Source organism: Legionella sp. W10-070, from assembly GCF_900640175.1.
Classification (GTDB): Bacteria; Pseudomonadota; Gammaproteobacteria; order Legionellales; family Legionellaceae; genus Tatlockia.
In genome coordinates this window covers 16,052-31,747 of record NZ_CAAAJC010000020.1, presented here as the reverse complement: position 1 = coordinate 31,747, position 15,696 = coordinate 16,052, and the positions used below count along the sequence as shown (strand labels likewise).

The window sequence follows — 15,696 nt, the reverse complement described above, 5'->3', positions numbered from 1 at the left end:
GGTATGATAATTGGTTTAAGGATGGCGGAGAGGCAGGGATTCGAACCCTGGGAAGGTTGCCCTTCAACGGTTTTCAAGACCGCCGCTTTCGACCGCTCAGCCACCTCTCCGATAGGGCAGAAATATATCGCATCACTTGTTTCTTTGCAAATAATTTTTAACCTTAATTTTCTGTCAGGCTCTTTTTTCTTTAGCGTTCGCAAAAATCGCGGGGACAGGTATAATATGCCTGTTTTAATTGGGGCTATTATCAATTTGTAATAAATATTTCTGGTTTAAATGAAGTGCGGGCTATATTATAGCTCATTAAACGTTAACCAGCATTTAGTTGCTTATGGTTATCACGTTCATGATTTATAGGTGTTTATATGAAACGAATTCAAGCGCTACTTCTTATTACACTTCTGCTTTCTTTGACAGCTTGTGCAAGATGGTGGGACAAAAATGATGATGATTATAATCCTTATCAAGGACTGTCTGCCAAACAACTCTTTACTGAGGGACAGCAGTCTTTGGCTAAGGAGCAGTATGAAAGTGCTGCTAAGCGTTTCGAGGCGATGGAAACAATGTATCCCTTTAGCAATTATGCTGAAAGAGCACAGATGAATTTGATTTACGCTTACTATATGAAGGGTGATTACGCTTCCACGGCAGCAACTGCAGAGCGGTTTATTCACCTGTATCCGCGGGCTAAAAATGTTGATTATGCTTACTATATGAAAGGGCTTGCCAATTTTCAGCAAGTTCGCGGTACTTTTGCAAATGCATTACCTATAGATGAGTCATGGCGTGATCCTGGAACACAATCGCAGGCTTATTCAGATTTCGCCACTTTAATTCAAAAATTTCCTGAAAGCCCTTATAAAGCCAATTCTTTGCAGCGGATGATTTACTTACGAAATATGTTTGCTCAGCGGGAACTGAATACGGCTAAGTACTATTTTCAGCGTAAAATGTATGTGGCAGCGACTGAAAGGGCGAGTTTTTTAGTAAAAAACTATCCCCAGGCTCCCAGTGCCCAGCAAGCGCTGGCGATTATGTACCACGCCAATAAAGCGATGGGATTAAAAAAGGCAGCGGATGATGCGTTGGCTGTTTATCAGGCTACCTATCATAAACAACCCAATAATATGGTTGCTGGATAGGATGGATAATTGCGAAAAGTAATTGATCGCTTTTTGCCGGGTATCGTTTTATTGCTGCTGATTTCATCAGTCTATGCTTTTTCTTCAGAAGATGCCCGGTTGTTAAAGAAAGAATACCAACAATATCAGGCATGGAGTCTTGCACGTAATTATTTTTTTGGCACGACTGTAAAAAAAGATCAGCCAAGAGCACTCGCTTGGCAGTTGGTTTACGTTAATCAATTACCTTCCTCCTACCCTCAAAAAGAGAAATTGCTTGCTCCTTTTAAATTGGGTTTGACCCGTGTAGAAATTGATTCAGCAAATCAGTTAGCAAAAAACTTAAGGGAACAGTTTAATTTTTCAACACCCTTTACCGAAGCAGAATTGTCCAGAATCTATTCCCTTCATGAGCAGCACGTTTCCTGGGGGGATGTGGAGCTATTATCAGCACCTCAAACTGTACGGGGGCATTTCAAAGAATGGATTGATTGGCTTATTGAACATAACGATTCCCAGACAGCTGAAAAACTTGGTCAACGGATGTTGAATTTATATGCGGCCAAACGATTTCCCATTATTTATGGCCAGATTATTATCAAAGGGCCTGAATCGCCAGAAATGGTGAGTAGCGAAATCAATATTCTTCCTGGTGGCTTTTTCATTGCTCATCCTGCTGGTAAGAGTATTTCTTTTAATCTGCCCGGGTATCGTTCTATAACGGTTGCTGTAGAGAAGGCAGCAAAAATTCAAAGTATTGCGCCTGTGGTATTTGAAAGGGCTCCTCTTTCCCGGGATACCGGGGTTATTGGACGTGTTTTACCTTGGTCGGGTATTGAGAAAGGGAACCTCCTGTTACGATTCAAAGCCCCAAATAATATTGAAAATGCTCCTTGGCACTATCCTGCAATCCCTTTAACAATAACGAATGATGGCCAGTTTTATGTCACGGAATTAGCGCCAGGCAGTTATCAACTTTTCATTAATGTTGCAGGACTTGAAACATTAAAAGAATTTACCATCCGTAAGGATGAAATCAGAGGTTTATCATTAATTGACTTAAGAAAAATTATACTGAGGAACAATAGGTAATTAAGATATCAGAAAAACACGGTTCATTTTCTGACAGAGATAATTAAAAACGTTCTTTAGCAATCTTGGGTTACAGCGCTTTGCGCTTTCAACCAGGCTACTACACCTGGTTGAAGTGGCTCTTGATAATCAGGGTAAATGTACTTTGAGTGTAAATATCAAGCTTAATATCAGTGGGTGAAATCATGGTGAAAGAAATGCTTGCTGCCAATATTCATCTATTTTTGAGTAACGGATAACCTCTGAAAAAGCAGTAGTTCCAATGGTATAAAAAAATATGGTATGTGGAGTGAATCGAAAACCACAATAATGTTTACTCATGGGGATCACTTGATCGGCAAACTGGCTGATTAATTCTGCCTTTCTTTTTTTCAGTACTGTTTGATCTTCAATGACTTTTCCTGAAGTGGGAGCGTAGCTGGAGAATCGCAATTGACGCTCACGGGGTAAACTATTCCAAAACGCTTGATTTTCTTCATATGATAAAGGGGTAGCGACCCCTTCTAAAATTACCTGTCGCTGTTGCATTGCAAACCAAAAATTGAGTGTTGCATTGGGGTTTTGCTGTAATTCGGCAACCTTACGGCTGAGTTGTTGAGTAAAAAATAAGAGACTTTCTGTCTCAATTTTACGTATGGCAACTACACGACTATGAGGGTTGCCTTCAGTAGAGACAGTAGCTAACACTGCGCATTCAGGTTCATTGACACCCAATTGCTTTTCTTGTTTAAGTAAATTTTTGAGTTGATTAAAAGGCATACGTGGTTCCATTCTAAAAGAGCAAAGCTAATAAGATTATCTTGTAAAATGCCGAATTCCTCTATTATTTCTCTCATTCTGAGTGTTCCTTCAGGCTGACAGAGTAATTAAAAGCAGTCTTGAGGAATCTCGGGCTACAGCGCTTTGCGCTTTCATTTGAGTGTGGTTGGTATAGATCCCGCGCATAAGCGCGGGAAGTGAGCAGTTTCAGTTTGAAATGTCAACAGACCTTAAACTGGGCATGTTTCTTTTGGCAGAGATTCTATTCTATCTGAAGCCGTAGCATTTAAACCTGTCAGCAAATCATTGGTTAAGGCACGTAATTCACCAGAGAGTAAGGTAAGTGCTGCATCTTGTTGTTGGTATTCTTCTTCCAGTTCATGGATTTCGTTAAACTCATCTACCAGATATTCCAGGCTTTTTAATCGCTTGAAAACAAAATCATGAGTCAATGTGAATTGAATGCGCTCATTCCATATTAAAGAAATTTCAGCCGCAGCCAATCCCTGAGAGAGCAGGGTTAAAATTTCTTCTGCTGGTAATTCATAGCCTTTGCAATTAACCCGTTTTTTTTCATCATCCAGGGAAAAAAGCAGGCAGTCAGATGCTAACTGGAACGATGCTGGTAGTGTTGACGGATCGGTTATCCATTCTGCAAAACGTAAGGCTAAATTTTCATGGAATGGAAGAGGTTCAATCTGGATGCCAGGAATGGATTTCCGTAATAGGGAGGTCAGTTGCGATGCCTGGTTATTACTGGATGAATTAATAATAAGGCGATGGCTTGCCGTATCCAGCAGGGCAAATAATTGCTTTTGGACGCAAAATGATTTCGGCAGCAATTCAAATTCCAGGTCTTCGGCAATTTGGGCTTTTTCTGCGCGTTTGACAGTACGTTGCTGCTGAGCTTCCAGAAGCTGTATACGTTCTGCAAGTAAGCGTTTGATGACGCCACGGGGTAATATTCTTTCTTCTTTCCCCAAACAAATTAATGAGCATCCGGCTACTTCCTGCACAAGTTCATCAGCAAAAGCAGGCAGCCATCCATAGATAAATCGTGCGTGCGGTGGGCAGGGTTTTAGTACATCTTCTGATAAAGAAGTTGCTATGTCTACGGTTTCTTTAAGTTCATAATGATAAATCAGTGCATTATTAAACCACATCGTTTGTCCCCCAATACTAAATGCAGAGATGCTAACATGTTTCTATTAACTGGGCGATAAAATCTATAGAATTGGGTGCGACTAACACTGCGGTTGGTGGGTAATGATAGTAGCCCGGGATCGGAGCTTGATAATAAAGTCATGCCCCCGGATTCCGCTGGCGCTCCATTCAGGCTACAAAAATTAAAGTTGTTGTTGGCAGAAAAGATGATTGCAAAAAAGCCATTGGCGCGGTTTAAATCAGGCCAATGGCTTTACAAATTGAATGGAATTAAAATGATGGGGTGAAGCTGCTTTTGTCTTCTTTTTCCTCATCTAGCCTCTTTTTATCCAAAATAGGATTAAGAATTTTTAATGTCTCTACGTAAAGTTGTTTTCGAGCTTCTAAGTTTTTAATCATATCTTCACTTGTTTTAAGCTGTTTTTTATTTGCTTTAACCTGGCTTTCCATGAGTGTTAATTGGTCTATTTTATTTTTATCAAGTCCAACCCAAAACATTAATCCATCATAAGATGAATATTGTTTATTAGATTTATTTGTCTGCTTCTCTTGAGTTTCAGCTTCCTTTCTGAGGTTTTTAATCTTCTGTTCTAATAAGTTAATGGTGTTTTGATAATCCGCTATTTTTTTTTGTTCGATTTCGATCTTTTCTTCAACAAGTTCAATGCACCTGCCAAAAGAATGATTTAGTCTGGTTAATTGTTTCTCTGTCTTCTCATTAAGATGTTTAATCAAAACTTCTTCTGGCATTTCACTAAGAATGCTTAATCCTTCTGGTGTATCGTTATTTACAGGCGCTTTTAATTTTTTATTATTAATCTTTTCGTTAAACTCGTTGGGGCGTTTGGCGGCAGTCTTTGAAAAGGGCATATTTCATCTCCAGGTAATAAAATTTGCCTTATTATACTAAAAAATGACTTAAAATTAAATATTGTGTTTGTATTTTGCTCTAATAGATTATTAAACAATCTTTTTTATGATAAGTGCTTCAAAATAAAAAATTGAAGCACTGCGAATTAAGCTTACCAATAAGCATTAAAAGCAACCACGTAGGAAATAAAATCGGACGTTTCTCGACCTCTCACACTAAACCAGGGGCCAGCGATGATTCCGATATTGGGAGAGAAGTTATATTCAATTGCAGGGGCTAAGGTAATTTCTTCTATATCGGCATGGCCAATAGAGGCTGGAAGGCCCTGCTCGTTGTTACCTACAAATCCTCTAAATCGGGTGGCGCTTCGGCTTGCATAATAAGCTTCCATAACAGCTACCCAATTTTGCGTCAAGGTGAGTTCCCCGGCCAGATCGACACTGAGGAGATTGCCTGGATCAATAGATCCTGAAGTTTGTGGGGTGCCGCCATAACTACTTAAACCATTGATACTGGTAGAGCTGGCATATAGATAGCCTACACTAAAACGAGAGCGCAGATAATGTGTTTCTCCAAGTTGCATTAAATGTTGAAAATTTAATGCAAGGCCTGTCTGGTAACTGCCAAGTCCTGTCGCATCAGCACCATTATTTAATGGGTTAAGGCTTTCAAAACGGCCTGTGGGGATGACTTCTTGCAAGGTTACGCGAAGATCGGGCAACCATTTGGACTCTTTTTGTTCCAACAGCTGATACCCTAAGGTGACTGAAGTATCTCCCAGTCTTTGCGAACTGGAGCCTCGGTTGTGGTTATAAATGTAGGGTACGGCATATTGAATATCCAGTTTATCAGTTAATCCGTGACTGAAAATAGGGTTAACTATCGTACTTTCACTGCGAGGTGTGTGAATTAACCTCCAATGTCGATTATAGATGCCCTCATTAACGGTATAAAATCCATATAATTCCAAATTGCTATGACCCTTAGGGATGGTATGACCTGCAGGTGCCAATAAAGGGCCAGTTAACCAGGGGCCAGTCCATCCAGGTTTGCTAACCATAAGCGAAATAATGAGGGCTGCGGGAAATGAGTATTTAAAACGACAAAACATTTGCAATCACCTTGATGCTTCCTAAAACAGTAGTGTAGATTAGCTGACTTTTAGCCTTTGGGAAATAGTTATGAAAGCAGCAATTTATTTACATAAAATTAAACAAAGTACGGTTCTTCGCGGGCATCCATGGATTTTCCCTAAGGCTATTAGTAAAACAAAGGGTAATCTGATTACCGGAGGGCTTGTTGATATTTATACTGCAGAAGATGAACTTGTAGGGGTTGGCGTTTATAACGAACATTCCTTATACCGGGTGCGGGTGTTGGCAAAAGCCTGGGAAAAGCTTGACAGCTATCAATTGGACTCTATTATTTCAACGCGTCTGGAGCAGGCATTAGCTATTCGGCGAAGTCTTGACCTGCCTAATGAAAAAACCAATGCATACCGTTTATTTAATAGTGAGGCAGATGGTTTGTCGGGGTTAACGATTGATCGCTTTAACCAAATGAATGTCGTGGCAAGTTCTGCTTATTGGGTTGAAGCGAATAAGGAAATTATTTCCTGTTGTCTTAAGAAACGGCTGTCAGGAGAAATTGTATGGCTTGCACAAACAAAACCGCTTGCTCAGGATGGTTGGCAACAAGCTGCAGAGCAAATTCCTGCGATAACGACTCAGGTACTTGAGGCAGGCGTTATTTATGAAATAAATTTTTCCCAAGCGCAAAAGACAGGGCTTTTTCTTGACCAGCGTGAGAACCATCAACGCATTGCGGCTTTAGCGAAGGGAAGACGGGTACTTGACCTCTACTCCTATACGGGCGGGTTTGCTCTTCATGCTGCAAAAGCCGGTGCTGCTAAAGTAACTGCTGTAGACAGTTCTGCCCAGGCCATACTGCAGGCAAAGCAGAATGCTCAATTAAACGGAATAGAATCAATTGAATTTATTGAAGCAGATGCCCGTGATTATTTAGCTTGTGCAGCGGATTATGATTTGGTTATTCTCGATCCACCTAAACTGGTTCCCTCTCAACAGCATTTGCAACGTGCAAAAAATTATTATCGTTTTTTACATCGGGAAACTTTTAAATCCATGCGTTCCGGTACGTTGCTAATGACTTGTAATTGCTCTGCTGCCCTGTCTACGCAGGAGTTTGTATCATTGGTGAACAGCCAGGCTGCTGCAGTAGGGAAATTTGCCCGTACTCTTGGCATTTTTGGTCCGGCAAGTTGCCATCCGACCTTGACTGTCTTTCCTGAAGGGAATTATTTGACGGCTGTGTTGCTTGCAGTTGTATGAGCTGACTATCCGGGGTTCACTGGTTGGTTCTTCCTGAAATTTGATTTGGATTAATAGTATCGGCAATAGCCCAAAATATATTTGACAGCAGGCAGGTTTTTAGGTTGAGATGTTGATTTCTATGGGAGAAGGAAATGCTGTTGAAAAAAGATCAATCCTGCCTGCTATTAGTAGATGTGCAGGAGAAGCTAACCCCTCTTGTAAGGGAGCCTGAAGCGTTATTGTCCCGTTGCCAATGGATGATACGTTTATCAATCGATTTAAATATACCGCTGTTGGTGAGTGAACAATATCCTCGCGGTTTGGGTTCTACTATTGAGCCATTGAAGTCTTTGGTCTCACAAGAAAAAAGTGTCGAAAAAGTACATTTTTCTTGTTTTCAGGAACCAACGTTCAAACATCATTTGCAATTGATTAATAAAAAGCAGTTCGTGTTAATAGGCATAGAGGCGCATGTTTGCATATTACAGACAGCACTTGATTTGCTAGAAGCGGGTTATGATGTTTTTGTGGTCGTAGATGCTGTAAGCAGCCGCTTTGAGCTTGATTATAAATATGGGCTAAAGCGTATGAAGCAGGCAGGTGTCCAGCTGGTTACTTCGGAAATGGTCTTTTTTGAATGGGTGGGGCAGGCTGGAACAGCTGAATTCAAAGCTCTAAGCAAAGCCTATTTACAATCACCAAGGAGCGAGACTTTATGAATTTGGATAATCAAATTGCAGTGATTACCGGCGGCTCTTCCGGCATGGGAAAAGCCTGTGCCGAATTGTTAGGCTCTCATGGTGTGAGAGTAGTTGTTTGGGATAAGCAAATTAATGAGATCAACAGTGACCAGCAGACACTTGCAATTGCCTGTGATGTTAGCTCTGCTGAGGAGGTTGAGCAGGCAATCAAAAAAACAGTGGCACAGGTCGGAACGCCAAAAATTTGCATCAACTGCGCAGGGGTTGCTCCAGCTGAACGAATGGTGGGCAAGAAAGGGGTGATGCCGCTCAGTGCTTTTAAGCAGGTTATTGATGTGAACCTGGTAGGGACATTTAACGTGATGCGCGTTGTGGCTGAGGCCATGAGCCGCCTGGATATTGATGCTGGTTCAGAGGAAAGAGGAGTGATCATTAATACGGCATCAATTGCAGCTTTTGAGGGGCAGATTGGTCAAACTGCGTATAGCGCATCAAAGGGCGGAGTAGTTGCCATGACCTTGCCAGCGGCACGTGAACTGGCTCAGCAGGCTATCAGGGTGAATACTATCGCCCCGGGGTTAATTGCTACGCCGATGCTGTTAAATATGCCTCAGGAAGTGCAGGATAACCTGGCTGCTACAGTGACTTTTCCACGACGGTTGGGAAAACCCGAAGAGTTTGCTGCTTTGGCAATGCATATTATAGAAAATCCCCTCATTAATGGTGAGGTCATTCGCCTTGACGGTGCATTACGGATGCAAGCTCGCTAGGAATCTGATAATCATTGGTGGTAGCCCGGATGGCGCGTCAGCGAAATCCTGGATCAAGGCGATGACAAACACATGCCCGGATTTCGCTGACGCGCCATCCGGGCGAAAAGGAAACGGCAGTTTTAATCGCACCCCAGACCCTAATTTTATTCCAATTCTGATTGTTTTTCCTTACTTTAAATTTTCACACTCAATTCACTTTGAGGTGTCGTTTTTCCCTGTAATAAGATAAGTGCTTGCTTTACATCCTTACAAATCATCAGATAATCATAATATAATTTTGCACTGGTACTGGGGTAAAGCCTTTTTATTGGATGGCGACTAAAACCGTGTTTTTCATAGAAAGAAAGGGCTTTGGCATTCGTGTCTTCAACATACAGTCCCATGCTGATAAGATCTGAGTGGAGTGCTTGTTTAAAACAGGCTGCTAAAAGTTGCTTCCCTATTCCTTGTCGCTGTAAATGGGTATCTACATAAATCTTGTCCAGAAAGCTTTTTGCAGGCTCCAATTTAAGCAGCGCATAACCAACCAATATATCGTTTTGAAAAGCGCCAAAAAAAATATTGCCTTTACCAGCCATAGCGGCCTTGATTTTCTCGGGGGTGAAGGTTGACTCAAGTAGGGATGGTTCTTCTTTGCAAAACAGGGGATAGGTTTGCTGCCAGGTTTTTTTCATAAAGGGAATGAGTAAAGCCAAGTCTTTTTCTTCGATCTGCCTGATTAACATTAGCTCCTGTCCTTATTTGTAGGGGGCAGCCTGAAGGCTTGGGTTTAGAATATTAATCAAGCTTTTTGGTGTCTGCTTTTATCACTGGATGATTCTATATTTCCAGTTGCTGTGTAAACACTGGTTGCTTCGGTATTATTCTGTCCGGTAATAATGCCGATTACTTCCTGATGACTGTTAACATTTGTTGCTATCACCTGGCCATTGACTGCGTTTAATTCACGACACTGGATAAGTTTCTCTGCCAGCTCCTTGTTTAAACTATTAATTTGCTCTGCTTCGTCCTTCGAGCAATGACTTAAAAATTCTTGTAGACCAAGTTTAGGTTGAGTGTCATATTGATCTAATCCAAGTAGCTCAACCCGTTGTCTGGCGCTTTGCTCTAATTGCTCGGAAATAGTTTGCTTTTGATTGGCCAGCGGTTCTAATGCCTCAAATTGACGAGCTACCAGAATGTTTTTTTCTTCAGATAAAAGACGAATAAGCGAATCAATCCAGTTGACTTCCTGTTTGAGTAAATTAATCAATAATACGGGCTTATGTTGTGTCATTTTTAATCCTTTTTTGGCAAGACATCAGGTACCGTTTGATTGTCTGTAGAATGTTTCGAGTCAGGATAATTTAATGTCTGCAAACATTTTTTCTGCAATTTGCTTGCTGACAATATGGTAGCGCCCAGTAGCCAGCTCTTCTTTAACAAACTCAACTCTTGATTTGTCAATATCTGGTGCACTGAGAATAAATTCTTTTAAAACAGCCATTTGTTTGCTTGTAGTGCTTAGGTTGACATTATTTTCTTCCGAGTGGTTTTCTTTTGCAGCTACAGAAGACTGAGAAACCCGCTTCTCTGTATCGAGGATTTTAAAGCCATTGGGTTCATTAATTGGATTAACCATAACATTGCTCTCAATTACACTCATCATTGTTATCGGCTCCTTGATATGAAATCTTTAATAAATCCTGCTAATTTGATGCTATCATACTTTAAAATTCAAGTCATCAGACCTTTTTTCTTAGATAGTAACCCTTACTTTATTCGGGGCGCTTACCTGGGCTTCAACTATTTTTTTTGACGTAAGGTTTTTAACTTTAATCATCTCACCGATGACACCATCGCTTAAGGCAATGCCTTTCATGCTGACATTAATGGTGTCACTTAGCGCCTGGATAGTTACTTGTTCTCCCTTATGGATAAGGGCTGCAGTTTGCAGATTATTGGGAGTAATGACATTGCCTTGATTGATAGCGGTTTTGCAGATCTGGCCAATAACGTCTTCTGTTTTACTGAAGTAACCTTGCTTTAATTGGCTCACATCCACTTCCTGGGTATCAATATCAGTGGAAACCAATTGTATGCCTTTAGCTAAAGGACGTTTGGCAATGAGTACTGTTTTTTGCAGTATAATTTTTACGGGGACGTAGAGTGTCCAATGATTGTTAGTCTCCTGACACCTTATTCCCATAATCGTGGTGTGTATAGGAAGGGTTTGATAGGGATTAAACACGTCAAGTTTTTTTTCATCGCAGGGTTTTAATTGTATTCTTGGGTCGATATTTTCAATCGAAATTTGTAACTTTCCGTCTTGCTGAGGACCTATTGAGGCTAACAGGTGATGTTGTATTTGTTCTTTAATCAAATCCAGGGATTGTATTGATTCAGCGGCTTCTAAAAAATGAGTTGTGAAAAGTAGTAAAAAAACGAGTATAGTGCGCTTCATTTGTCATAATCCCTGTTTAGCAATCTAAACTTTTAAGCAAAAAGTGAACCAATTTTATAGGAGAATCCTCTTGCAGTACAAATTAATGATTGGGATCTTGTTATTTGGTTTTTTTTCTTTCTCATATGCTGAAACGCATCATCCTCAGGAGTTTCTACGTTCTATTTCAGGCTCTGAAGAGGAAGGTCAACAAATTGTTCAGCATTTTTGTGCTAACTGTCATGCGGATAAACCCTTAATTCCAATGGGGGCTCCACGCATTGGACATAAGACAGACTGGGAACCGAGAATAAAAGCTGGTATTGAAAATTTATTAAAGCATACAAGTGAAGGCCTTAATGCAATGCCTGCAAGGGGTGGGTGTTTTGAATGTACTGATAAACAGTTGTTATTGGCTATTTTTGCCATGTTACCTCAGGAGTCAGCCAAAGAGCTTTTAAGTGAACAATAACAGGCAAATTGTTAGTCAGATTATCAGATCAGGTTAATGTCAAAAAGATCATAAAAAAAGCAAACAGTTAAATTTTTTTATAAAAAACTCTAAATTTATTCAAATTCCTCCCGATAACATAAAAAAAAGAGGGAGGGACAACCAATGAAAAAACAACTTGTCATTGGACCATTATGTATTTTGACCGCGGCTTGTGCATCGATGGATAGATCGGTACCCATTGTCGATGATGCAGGGCGGACTCACTATACCATGAATGTGAATGCGGATAGTAAAGGAAGCTATCATTTCCCGTTAAAGCGTCCAGCAACAGGTAAAAAGGTTTTCATTTTTGATCCTAAAGCAACGGCTTGGGCAGCTTATGATGCTCAGGGCAATCGAATAAAAACAGGTAGTGCTTCTGGCGGCAAGGATTTTTGTGAGGATGTTGGCAGGGGTTGTCGAACGGTTACAGGTACGTTCAGAGTTTACTCCAAGAAAGGGGAGGACTGTACCTCGAGTATTTATCCTATTGAAACGAATGGTGGTGCCAGAATGCCTTATTGCATGCACTTCCACGGGGGTTATTCAATTCATGCAGCTTATGAGGTGCCAAATTATAATGCCAGCCACGGTTGTGTGAGGGTGTTACCCAGTGCTGCCAAATGGTTGCACCAAAATTTCATTGATGTAGGTACAACAGTAATTGTTAAACCTTATTAATTAATAATAAGCTTGACCTACGCGGTCGGATCCCGTAGTGCCTGGTATTTTACGGGATCAGTCTGCGTTATATTTAAACCTCTAGCCTTTAAGATGTTTTTTTAATAAAAGATTAACCTGCTCCGGGTTGGCTTGTCCTTTGGTTTGTTTCATAATTTGACCCACAAAGAAGGATAATAATTTCTCTTTTCCTGCACGGTATTCCGAAGTTTGCTCCGGATACTGGATAATTATTTTTTGAATGATTTCCTCTAACAGACTATTGTCGGTTAACTGCTCATAACCTTCTTTTTTTATAATCGCCTCGACACTCCCTTCACTTGCCCAGAGCTTGTTAAAGATTTGTTTGGCGATTTTCCCTGAGATTTTACCCTGTACCAGGTAATTAAGCAGGGTAGCCAGGGATGCAGCGGATACTGGTGAGTGCTCAAAATTAAGGTTTGCCTCATTAAGTGCTGCTGCATAGGTACCTTTAAGCCAGTTAACAAGTAATTTCGGATCAGCCAACGTTTGTTGTTTTACCCTATGAAAGTAGTGGTAGTTTGCAGGAGAAGAGAGCAAGAAATCGATGTCTTCACCAGTCAAGCTGCTACTTTGCTTAAGCTCTTGTTTTATTTCTTCAGGCAGGGCAGGGAGGGTTTGCCTGACTTGCTCCAAGGTTTCTGCTGTAATTTGAACAGGTAATAAATCAGGATCAGGAAAATAACGGTAGTCGTTTTCATTTTCCTTGCTTCTTAGCAGTTGTGTAGTATTTGTTTCCGGACAATAGAGTCTTGTTTCCTGTTCAAGAAACTGACCGTTTTCCAAGAGATCCTGATGCCGCGCTTGTTCATAAATAATAGCTTTTTCAATAAAACGAAACGAGTTAAGATTTTTAAGTTCAGTTCGGGTGCCTAATTTTACAGCTCCTTTTCGTTTAAGAGAGATATTGACATCACAACGAAATGAACCTTCCTGCATGTTACCATCGCAGATCCCTAAGAATCGTACTAATCGATGCAACGTTTTAAGATAGCTGATTGCTTCTTCGGCAGAAGAAAGGCAAGGCGCGGTAACGATTTCAAGCAGGGGTGTGCCTGCCCGGTTAAGATCAATGCCGGTGTAGCCAGCATAAATACCGTGAAGCGATTTGCCGGCGTCTTCTTCCAAGTGAGCTCTTACAATCGCTACTTTTTTCTCGATTCCGTCATTAAGTTCGATGTTCAAGTAACCATTAGAAACGATAGGTTGCTGGAATTGGCTTATTTGATAGCCTTTGGGTAAATCGGGATAAAAGTAATTTTTACGTTCAAAATAGGAATAATTATTAATTTCGGCGTTTACAGACAGGCCAAATTGAATAGCCATATGAACTGCCTGTTGATTAAGCACAGGAAGAACGCCCGGTAAGCCCGCATCTATATAGCAGGTTTGTGAATTGGGTTCAGCACCAAAGGCAGTTGCAGCGCCAGAGAAAAGTTTGGATTTGGTTTTCAGTTGGGCATGAACCTCAAGACCAATAACAGTATCCCATTCCATAAATTATCCTCGGTAGGTTGGTCTGGCCTGATGCCAGTCTGTACATTGCTGATAATGGTGGGCAACATTAAGAAGCCTGGCTTCATTAAAGTAATTGCCAATTAATTGTATACCGATAGGTAGTCCCTGGCTGAAACCTGCTGGAATGGACATTGCAGGTAGACCTGCCAAATTAGCAGCTACTGTAAATATGTCTGCCAGGTAGTTTTTTACCGGATCAGTTTGTTTCTCACCTGATTTAAAGGCACAGGTTGGTGTGGTGGGACCTAAGATAATATCAATCTTGCTTAAGGTTTCCTGCATTTCTTTTTGGATCAAACGCCTGATTTTTAATGCTTGTAAATAATAGTCGTCAAAATAGCCGGAAGATAACACATGGGTACCTGTAAGGATGCGACGTTTAACCTCAGTGCCAAAGCCTTCACTGCGAGAATGGGTAATCAGCTCACTTAATGTTCCGCCGCGACTGCTACGATGGCCATAACGGATACCATCATAACGTGATAAGTTTGATGAAGCCTCTGCACAAGCGATAACGTAGTAACAGGCTACCCATAAGGGTTGCAGCGGCAAATCAACTGTTATAATTTCCGCACCTTCCTGCTGGAAAATTTTAACCGCCTGATGAATTGCTTGCTGGATGTCCGTTGCTACTTCCTTTTGAAAGAAGCAGGAAGGTAAGCCAATGCGCATGCCTTTAATGGAACGGTTCAGGTTGGCGGAATAATCAGGAATGACTTGATTTACCGAGGTGGAGTCACTGGGATCAAACCCTGCCATTGCCTGGAGGATTAAAGCTAATTCTTCAGCACTGTGTGCCATAGGACCTGCCTGATCAAGGCTTGAGGCAAAGGCGACCATGCCATAACGGGAAATAAGACCGTAGGTAGGTTTAATTCCTGATATCCCACAGAAGGCTGCCGGTTGTCTGATGGAGCCACCGGTATCTGAGCCAGTGGCAAAGGGTACGAGTGCTGCTGCTACTGCGGCAGCCGAACCGCCAGAAGAACCTCCTGCCACTCTTTCAGTGTTCCAGGGATTTTTAACCGGACCAAAATAACTGTTTTCATTGGCGGATCCCATGGCAAATTCATCCATGTTGGTTTTACCCAGCATTACAACAGCCTGTTCTTGCAGTTTGGATACAATGGTTGCCTGATAAGGTGATTGGAAATTAGCCAACATCTTTGAACCACAGGTGGTAGGTAATTTATAGGTGCAAAAAATATCCTTATGAGCCATGGGGATGCCAGTCAGAGGTTTGGCTTGTCCTTGTTTCAATAATTTATCAGCAATCGCTGCAGCTTTCAGCGCCTGTTCTTCATCTATGGAGATAAAGGCGTTCAGCAGCTGATATTGCTGGATACGATTTAAATAATGCCGGGTTAATTCTACACTTGAGAAATCACCACGGCGTAAAGCCTGAGCCAATTCTTTTAAGGGGAGTTTGTGCATGGTTTACTGTCCTGAATCAATAACCTCGGGAACCAAATATAAGTCATTTTCAAAAAGTGGAGCTATCTCAGCCAGCTGGGCACGACAATCCTGTTCATTAACCTCATCGACTCTTAACCGTTGGTGCAGGTCAAGGGGATGAAAAAGAGGAGCGATATCAGTGGTGTTTACTTCTCGCAGTTGCTCGACAAAATTCATGATGGCAGTAATTTCTTCTGCTAGCTGAATGTTGTGTTCAGGCTCAGTTGCCAGGGCAGCAAGCTGCTCGAGGGTTTGTAAATCGCTTTCTGTGATTGTTGTCATTGATGGT

18 protein-coding genes and 1 tRNA gene are annotated in these 15,696 nt (G+C 41.3%); 7 read left to right on the top strand and 12 right to left on the bottom strand.

The window, feature by feature from the left end; translation table 11 throughout:
* Window positions 1-22: 22 nt before the first annotated feature.
* Window positions 23-110, bottom strand: a tRNA-Ser gene (locus tag E1O65_RS09415).
* A 258-nt stretch (window positions 111-368) separates the two neighbouring features.
* Here E1O65_RS09415 and E1O65_RS09410 point away from each other — a divergent pair.
* Window positions 369-1,145 carry an outer membrane protein assembly factor BamD gene (locus E1O65_RS09410; protein WP_133133353.1) on the top strand — a complete coding sequence of 259 codons (777 nt, stop codon included), beginning with the start codon at window positions 369-371 and terminating at the stop codon, window positions 1,143-1,145.
* Between the two features lie 9 nt (window positions 1,146-1,154).
* On the top strand, window positions 1,155-2,216 hold the full coding sequence (locus E1O65_RS09405; protein WP_133133352.1) for a hypothetical protein: 1,062 nt from the start codon (window positions 1,155-1,157) through the stop codon (window positions 2,214-2,216).
* Between the two features lie 183 nt (window positions 2,217-2,399).
* Here E1O65_RS09405 and E1O65_RS09400 read toward each other — a convergent pair whose 3' ends face one another.
* From E1O65_RS09400 to E1O65_RS09385, 4 genes are all read right to left on the bottom strand, one after another.
* Window positions 2,400-2,975 (bottom strand): pyridoxamine 5'-phosphate oxidase family protein, encoded by a 576-nt coding sequence (locus E1O65_RS09400; RefSeq protein WP_133133351.1) that lies wholly within the window; start codon window positions 2,973-2,975, stop codon window positions 2,400-2,402.
* A gap of 230 nt (window positions 2,976-3,205) precedes the next feature.
* Window positions 3,206-4,138, bottom strand: coding sequence for a recombination-associated protein RdgC (locus E1O65_RS09395; RefSeq protein WP_133133350.1), 933 nt, complete (start codon window positions 4,136-4,138; stop codon window positions 3,206-3,208).
* 271 nt (window positions 4,139-4,409) lie between these two features.
* On the bottom strand, window positions 4,410-5,009 hold the full coding sequence (locus E1O65_RS09390) for a hypothetical protein (protein ID WP_133133349.1): 600 nt from the start codon (window positions 5,007-5,009) through the stop codon (window positions 4,410-4,412).
* Between the two features lie 152 nt (window positions 5,010-5,161).
* On the bottom strand, window positions 5,162-6,121 hold the full coding sequence (locus E1O65_RS09385; protein WP_242601573.1) for a transporter: 960 nt from the start codon (window positions 6,119-6,121) through the stop codon (window positions 5,162-5,164).
* A 70-nt stretch (window positions 6,122-6,191) separates the two neighbouring features.
* Between E1O65_RS09385 and E1O65_RS09380 the strand changes: the two genes are divergently transcribed.
* The 3 genes from E1O65_RS09380 (at window position 6,192) to E1O65_RS09370 (ending at window position 8,814) form a co-directional block, all read left to right on the top strand.
* On the top strand, window positions 6,192-7,361 hold the full coding sequence (locus E1O65_RS09380) for a class I SAM-dependent rRNA methyltransferase (protein ID WP_133133348.1): 1,170 nt from the start codon (window positions 6,192-6,194) through the stop codon (window positions 7,359-7,361).
* 134 nt (window positions 7,362-7,495) lie between these two features.
* Window positions 7,496-8,062, top strand: a complete 567-nt coding sequence (locus E1O65_RS09375) for a hydrolase (protein WP_133133347.1) — start codon at window positions 7,496-7,498, stop codon at window positions 8,060-8,062.
* Window positions 8,059-8,814 carry an SDR family NAD(P)-dependent oxidoreductase gene (locus E1O65_RS09370; protein WP_133133346.1) on the top strand — a complete coding sequence of 252 codons (756 nt, stop codon included), beginning with the start codon at window positions 8,059-8,061 and terminating at the stop codon, window positions 8,812-8,814. Before E1O65_RS09375 ends, E1O65_RS09370 begins: the two co-directional genes overlap by 4 nt.
* A 176-nt stretch (window positions 8,815-8,990) precedes the next feature.
* Here the strand turns inward: E1O65_RS09370 and E1O65_RS09365 are convergent, their stop codons facing one another.
* From E1O65_RS09365 to flgA, 4 genes are all read right to left on the bottom strand, one after another.
* Window positions 8,991-9,542 (bottom strand): GNAT family N-acetyltransferase, encoded by a 552-nt coding sequence (locus E1O65_RS09365; protein ID WP_133133345.1) that lies wholly within the window; start codon window positions 9,540-9,542, stop codon window positions 8,991-8,993.
* 56 nt (window positions 9,543-9,598) lie between these two features.
* On the bottom strand, window positions 9,599-10,093 hold the full coding sequence (locus E1O65_RS09360) for a flagellar protein FlgN (protein ID WP_133133344.1): 495 nt from the start codon (window positions 10,091-10,093) through the stop codon (window positions 9,599-9,601).
* A 60-nt stretch (window positions 10,094-10,153) separates the two neighbouring features.
* Complete coding sequence (gene flgM / locus E1O65_RS09355) at window positions 10,154-10,465, bottom strand: flagellar biosynthesis anti-sigma factor FlgM (protein ID WP_133133343.1); 312 nt, start codon at window positions 10,463-10,465, stop codon at window positions 10,154-10,156.
* Window positions 10,466-10,555: 90 nt separating this feature from the next.
* The gene (gene flgA / locus E1O65_RS09350; protein WP_133133342.1) at window positions 10,556-11,260 is read right to left on the bottom strand and encodes a flagellar basal body P-ring formation chaperone FlgA; all 705 of its coding nucleotides are present in this window, start codon (window positions 11,258-11,260) and stop codon (window positions 10,556-10,558) included.
* A gap of 85 nt (window positions 11,261-11,345) precedes the next feature.
* Between flgA and E1O65_RS09345 the strand changes: the two genes are divergently transcribed.
* A complete protein-coding gene (locus E1O65_RS09345) occupies window positions 11,346-11,711 on the top strand; it encodes a c-type cytochrome (RefSeq protein ID WP_133133375.1) in 366 nt (121 codons plus the stop codon).
* A 144-nt stretch (window positions 11,712-11,855) separates the two neighbouring features.
* Window positions 11,856-12,413, top strand: a complete 558-nt coding sequence (locus tag E1O65_RS09340; protein WP_133133341.1) for a L,D-transpeptidase — start codon at window positions 11,856-11,858, stop codon at window positions 12,411-12,413.
* A gap of 81 nt (window positions 12,414-12,494) precedes the next feature.
* On the opposite strand, the gene gatB is transcribed toward E1O65_RS09340, so the two are convergent.
* Genes gatB through gatC form a run of 3 tightly spaced genes read right to left on the bottom strand, consistent with a single transcriptional unit; the run spans window position 12,495 to window position 15,689 of the window.
* The gene (gene gatB, locus E1O65_RS09335; RefSeq protein WP_133133340.1) at window positions 12,495-13,931 is read right to left on the bottom strand and encodes an Asp-tRNA(Asn)/Glu-tRNA(Gln) amidotransferase subunit GatB; all 1,437 of its coding nucleotides are present in this window, start codon (window positions 13,929-13,931) and stop codon (window positions 12,495-12,497) included.
* A gap of 3 nt (window positions 13,932-13,934) precedes the next feature.
* A complete protein-coding gene (gene gatA, locus E1O65_RS09330) occupies window positions 13,935-15,386 on the bottom strand; it encodes an Asp-tRNA(Asn)/Glu-tRNA(Gln) amidotransferase subunit GatA (RefSeq protein ID WP_133133339.1) in 1,452 nt (483 codons plus the stop codon).
* Between the two features lie 3 nt (window positions 15,387-15,389).
* The gene (gatC, locus tag E1O65_RS09325) at window positions 15,390-15,689 is read right to left on the bottom strand and encodes an Asp-tRNA(Asn)/Glu-tRNA(Gln) amidotransferase subunit GatC (protein ID WP_133133338.1); all 300 of its coding nucleotides are present in this window, start codon (window positions 15,687-15,689) and stop codon (window positions 15,390-15,392) included.
* Window positions 15,690-15,696 lie beyond the last annotated feature (7 nt).

Excerpts from the sequence above, each read along its gene's own strand:
- E1O65_RS09365 (WP_133133345.1), bottom strand. The coding sequence starts at position 9,542 with ATGTTAATCAGGCAGATCGAAGAAAAAGACTTGGCTTTACTCATTCCC.
- E1O65_RS09385 (WP_242601573.1), bottom strand. The coding sequence starts at position 6,121 with ATGTTTTGTCGTTTTAAATACTCATTTCCCGCAGCCCTCATTATTTCG.
- E1O65_RS09400 (WP_133133351.1), bottom strand. The coding sequence starts at position 2,975 with ATGCCTTTTAATCAACTCAAAAATTTACTTAAACAAGAAAAGCAATTG.
- E1O65_RS09410 (WP_133133353.1), top strand. The coding sequence starts at position 369 with ATGAAACGAATTCAAGCGCTACTTCTTATTACACTTCTGCTTTCTTTG.
- E1O65_RS09395 (WP_133133350.1), bottom strand. The coding sequence starts at position 4,138 with ATGTGGTTTAATAATGCACTGATTTATCATTATGAACTTAAAGAAACC.
- gatC (WP_133133338.1), bottom strand. The coding sequence starts at position 15,689 with ATGACAACAATCACAGAAAGCGATTTACAAACCCTCGAGCAGCTTGCT.
- E1O65_RS09345 (WP_133133375.1), top strand. The coding sequence starts at position 11,346 with ATGATTGGGATCTTGTTATTTGGTTTTTTTTCTTTCTCATATGCTGAA.
- E1O65_RS09380 (WP_133133348.1), top strand. The coding sequence starts at position 6,192 with ATGAAAGCAGCAATTTATTTACATAAAATTAAACAAAGTACGGTTCTT.
- E1O65_RS09390 (WP_133133349.1), bottom strand. The coding sequence starts at position 5,009 with ATGCCCTTTTCAAAGACTGCCGCCAAACGCCCCAACGAGTTTAACGAA.
- gatB (WP_133133340.1), bottom strand. The coding sequence starts at position 13,931 with ATGGAATGGGATACTGTTATTGGTCTTGAGGTTCATGCCCAACTGAAA.
- flgM (WP_133133343.1), bottom strand. The coding sequence starts at position 10,465 with ATGATGAGTGTAATTGAGAGCAATGTTATGGTTAATCCAATTAATGAA.
- E1O65_RS09375 (WP_133133347.1), top strand. The coding sequence starts at position 7,496 with ATGCTGTTGAAAAAAGATCAATCCTGCCTGCTATTAGTAGATGTGCAG.
- E1O65_RS09370 (WP_133133346.1), top strand. The coding sequence starts at position 8,059 with ATGAATTTGGATAATCAAATTGCAGTGATTACCGGCGGCTCTTCCGGC.
- flgA (WP_133133342.1), bottom strand. The coding sequence starts at position 11,260 with ATGAAGCGCACTATACTCGTTTTTTTACTACTTTTCACAACTCATTTT.
- E1O65_RS09360 (WP_133133344.1), bottom strand. The coding sequence starts at position 10,093 with ATGACACAACATAAGCCCGTATTATTGATTAATTTACTCAAACAGGAA.
- gatA (WP_133133339.1), bottom strand. The coding sequence starts at position 15,386 with ATGCACAAACTCCCCTTAAAAGAATTGGCTCAGGCTTTACGCCGTGGT.
- E1O65_RS09340 (WP_133133341.1), top strand. The coding sequence starts at position 11,856 with ATGAAAAAACAACTTGTCATTGGACCATTATGTATTTTGACCGCGGCT.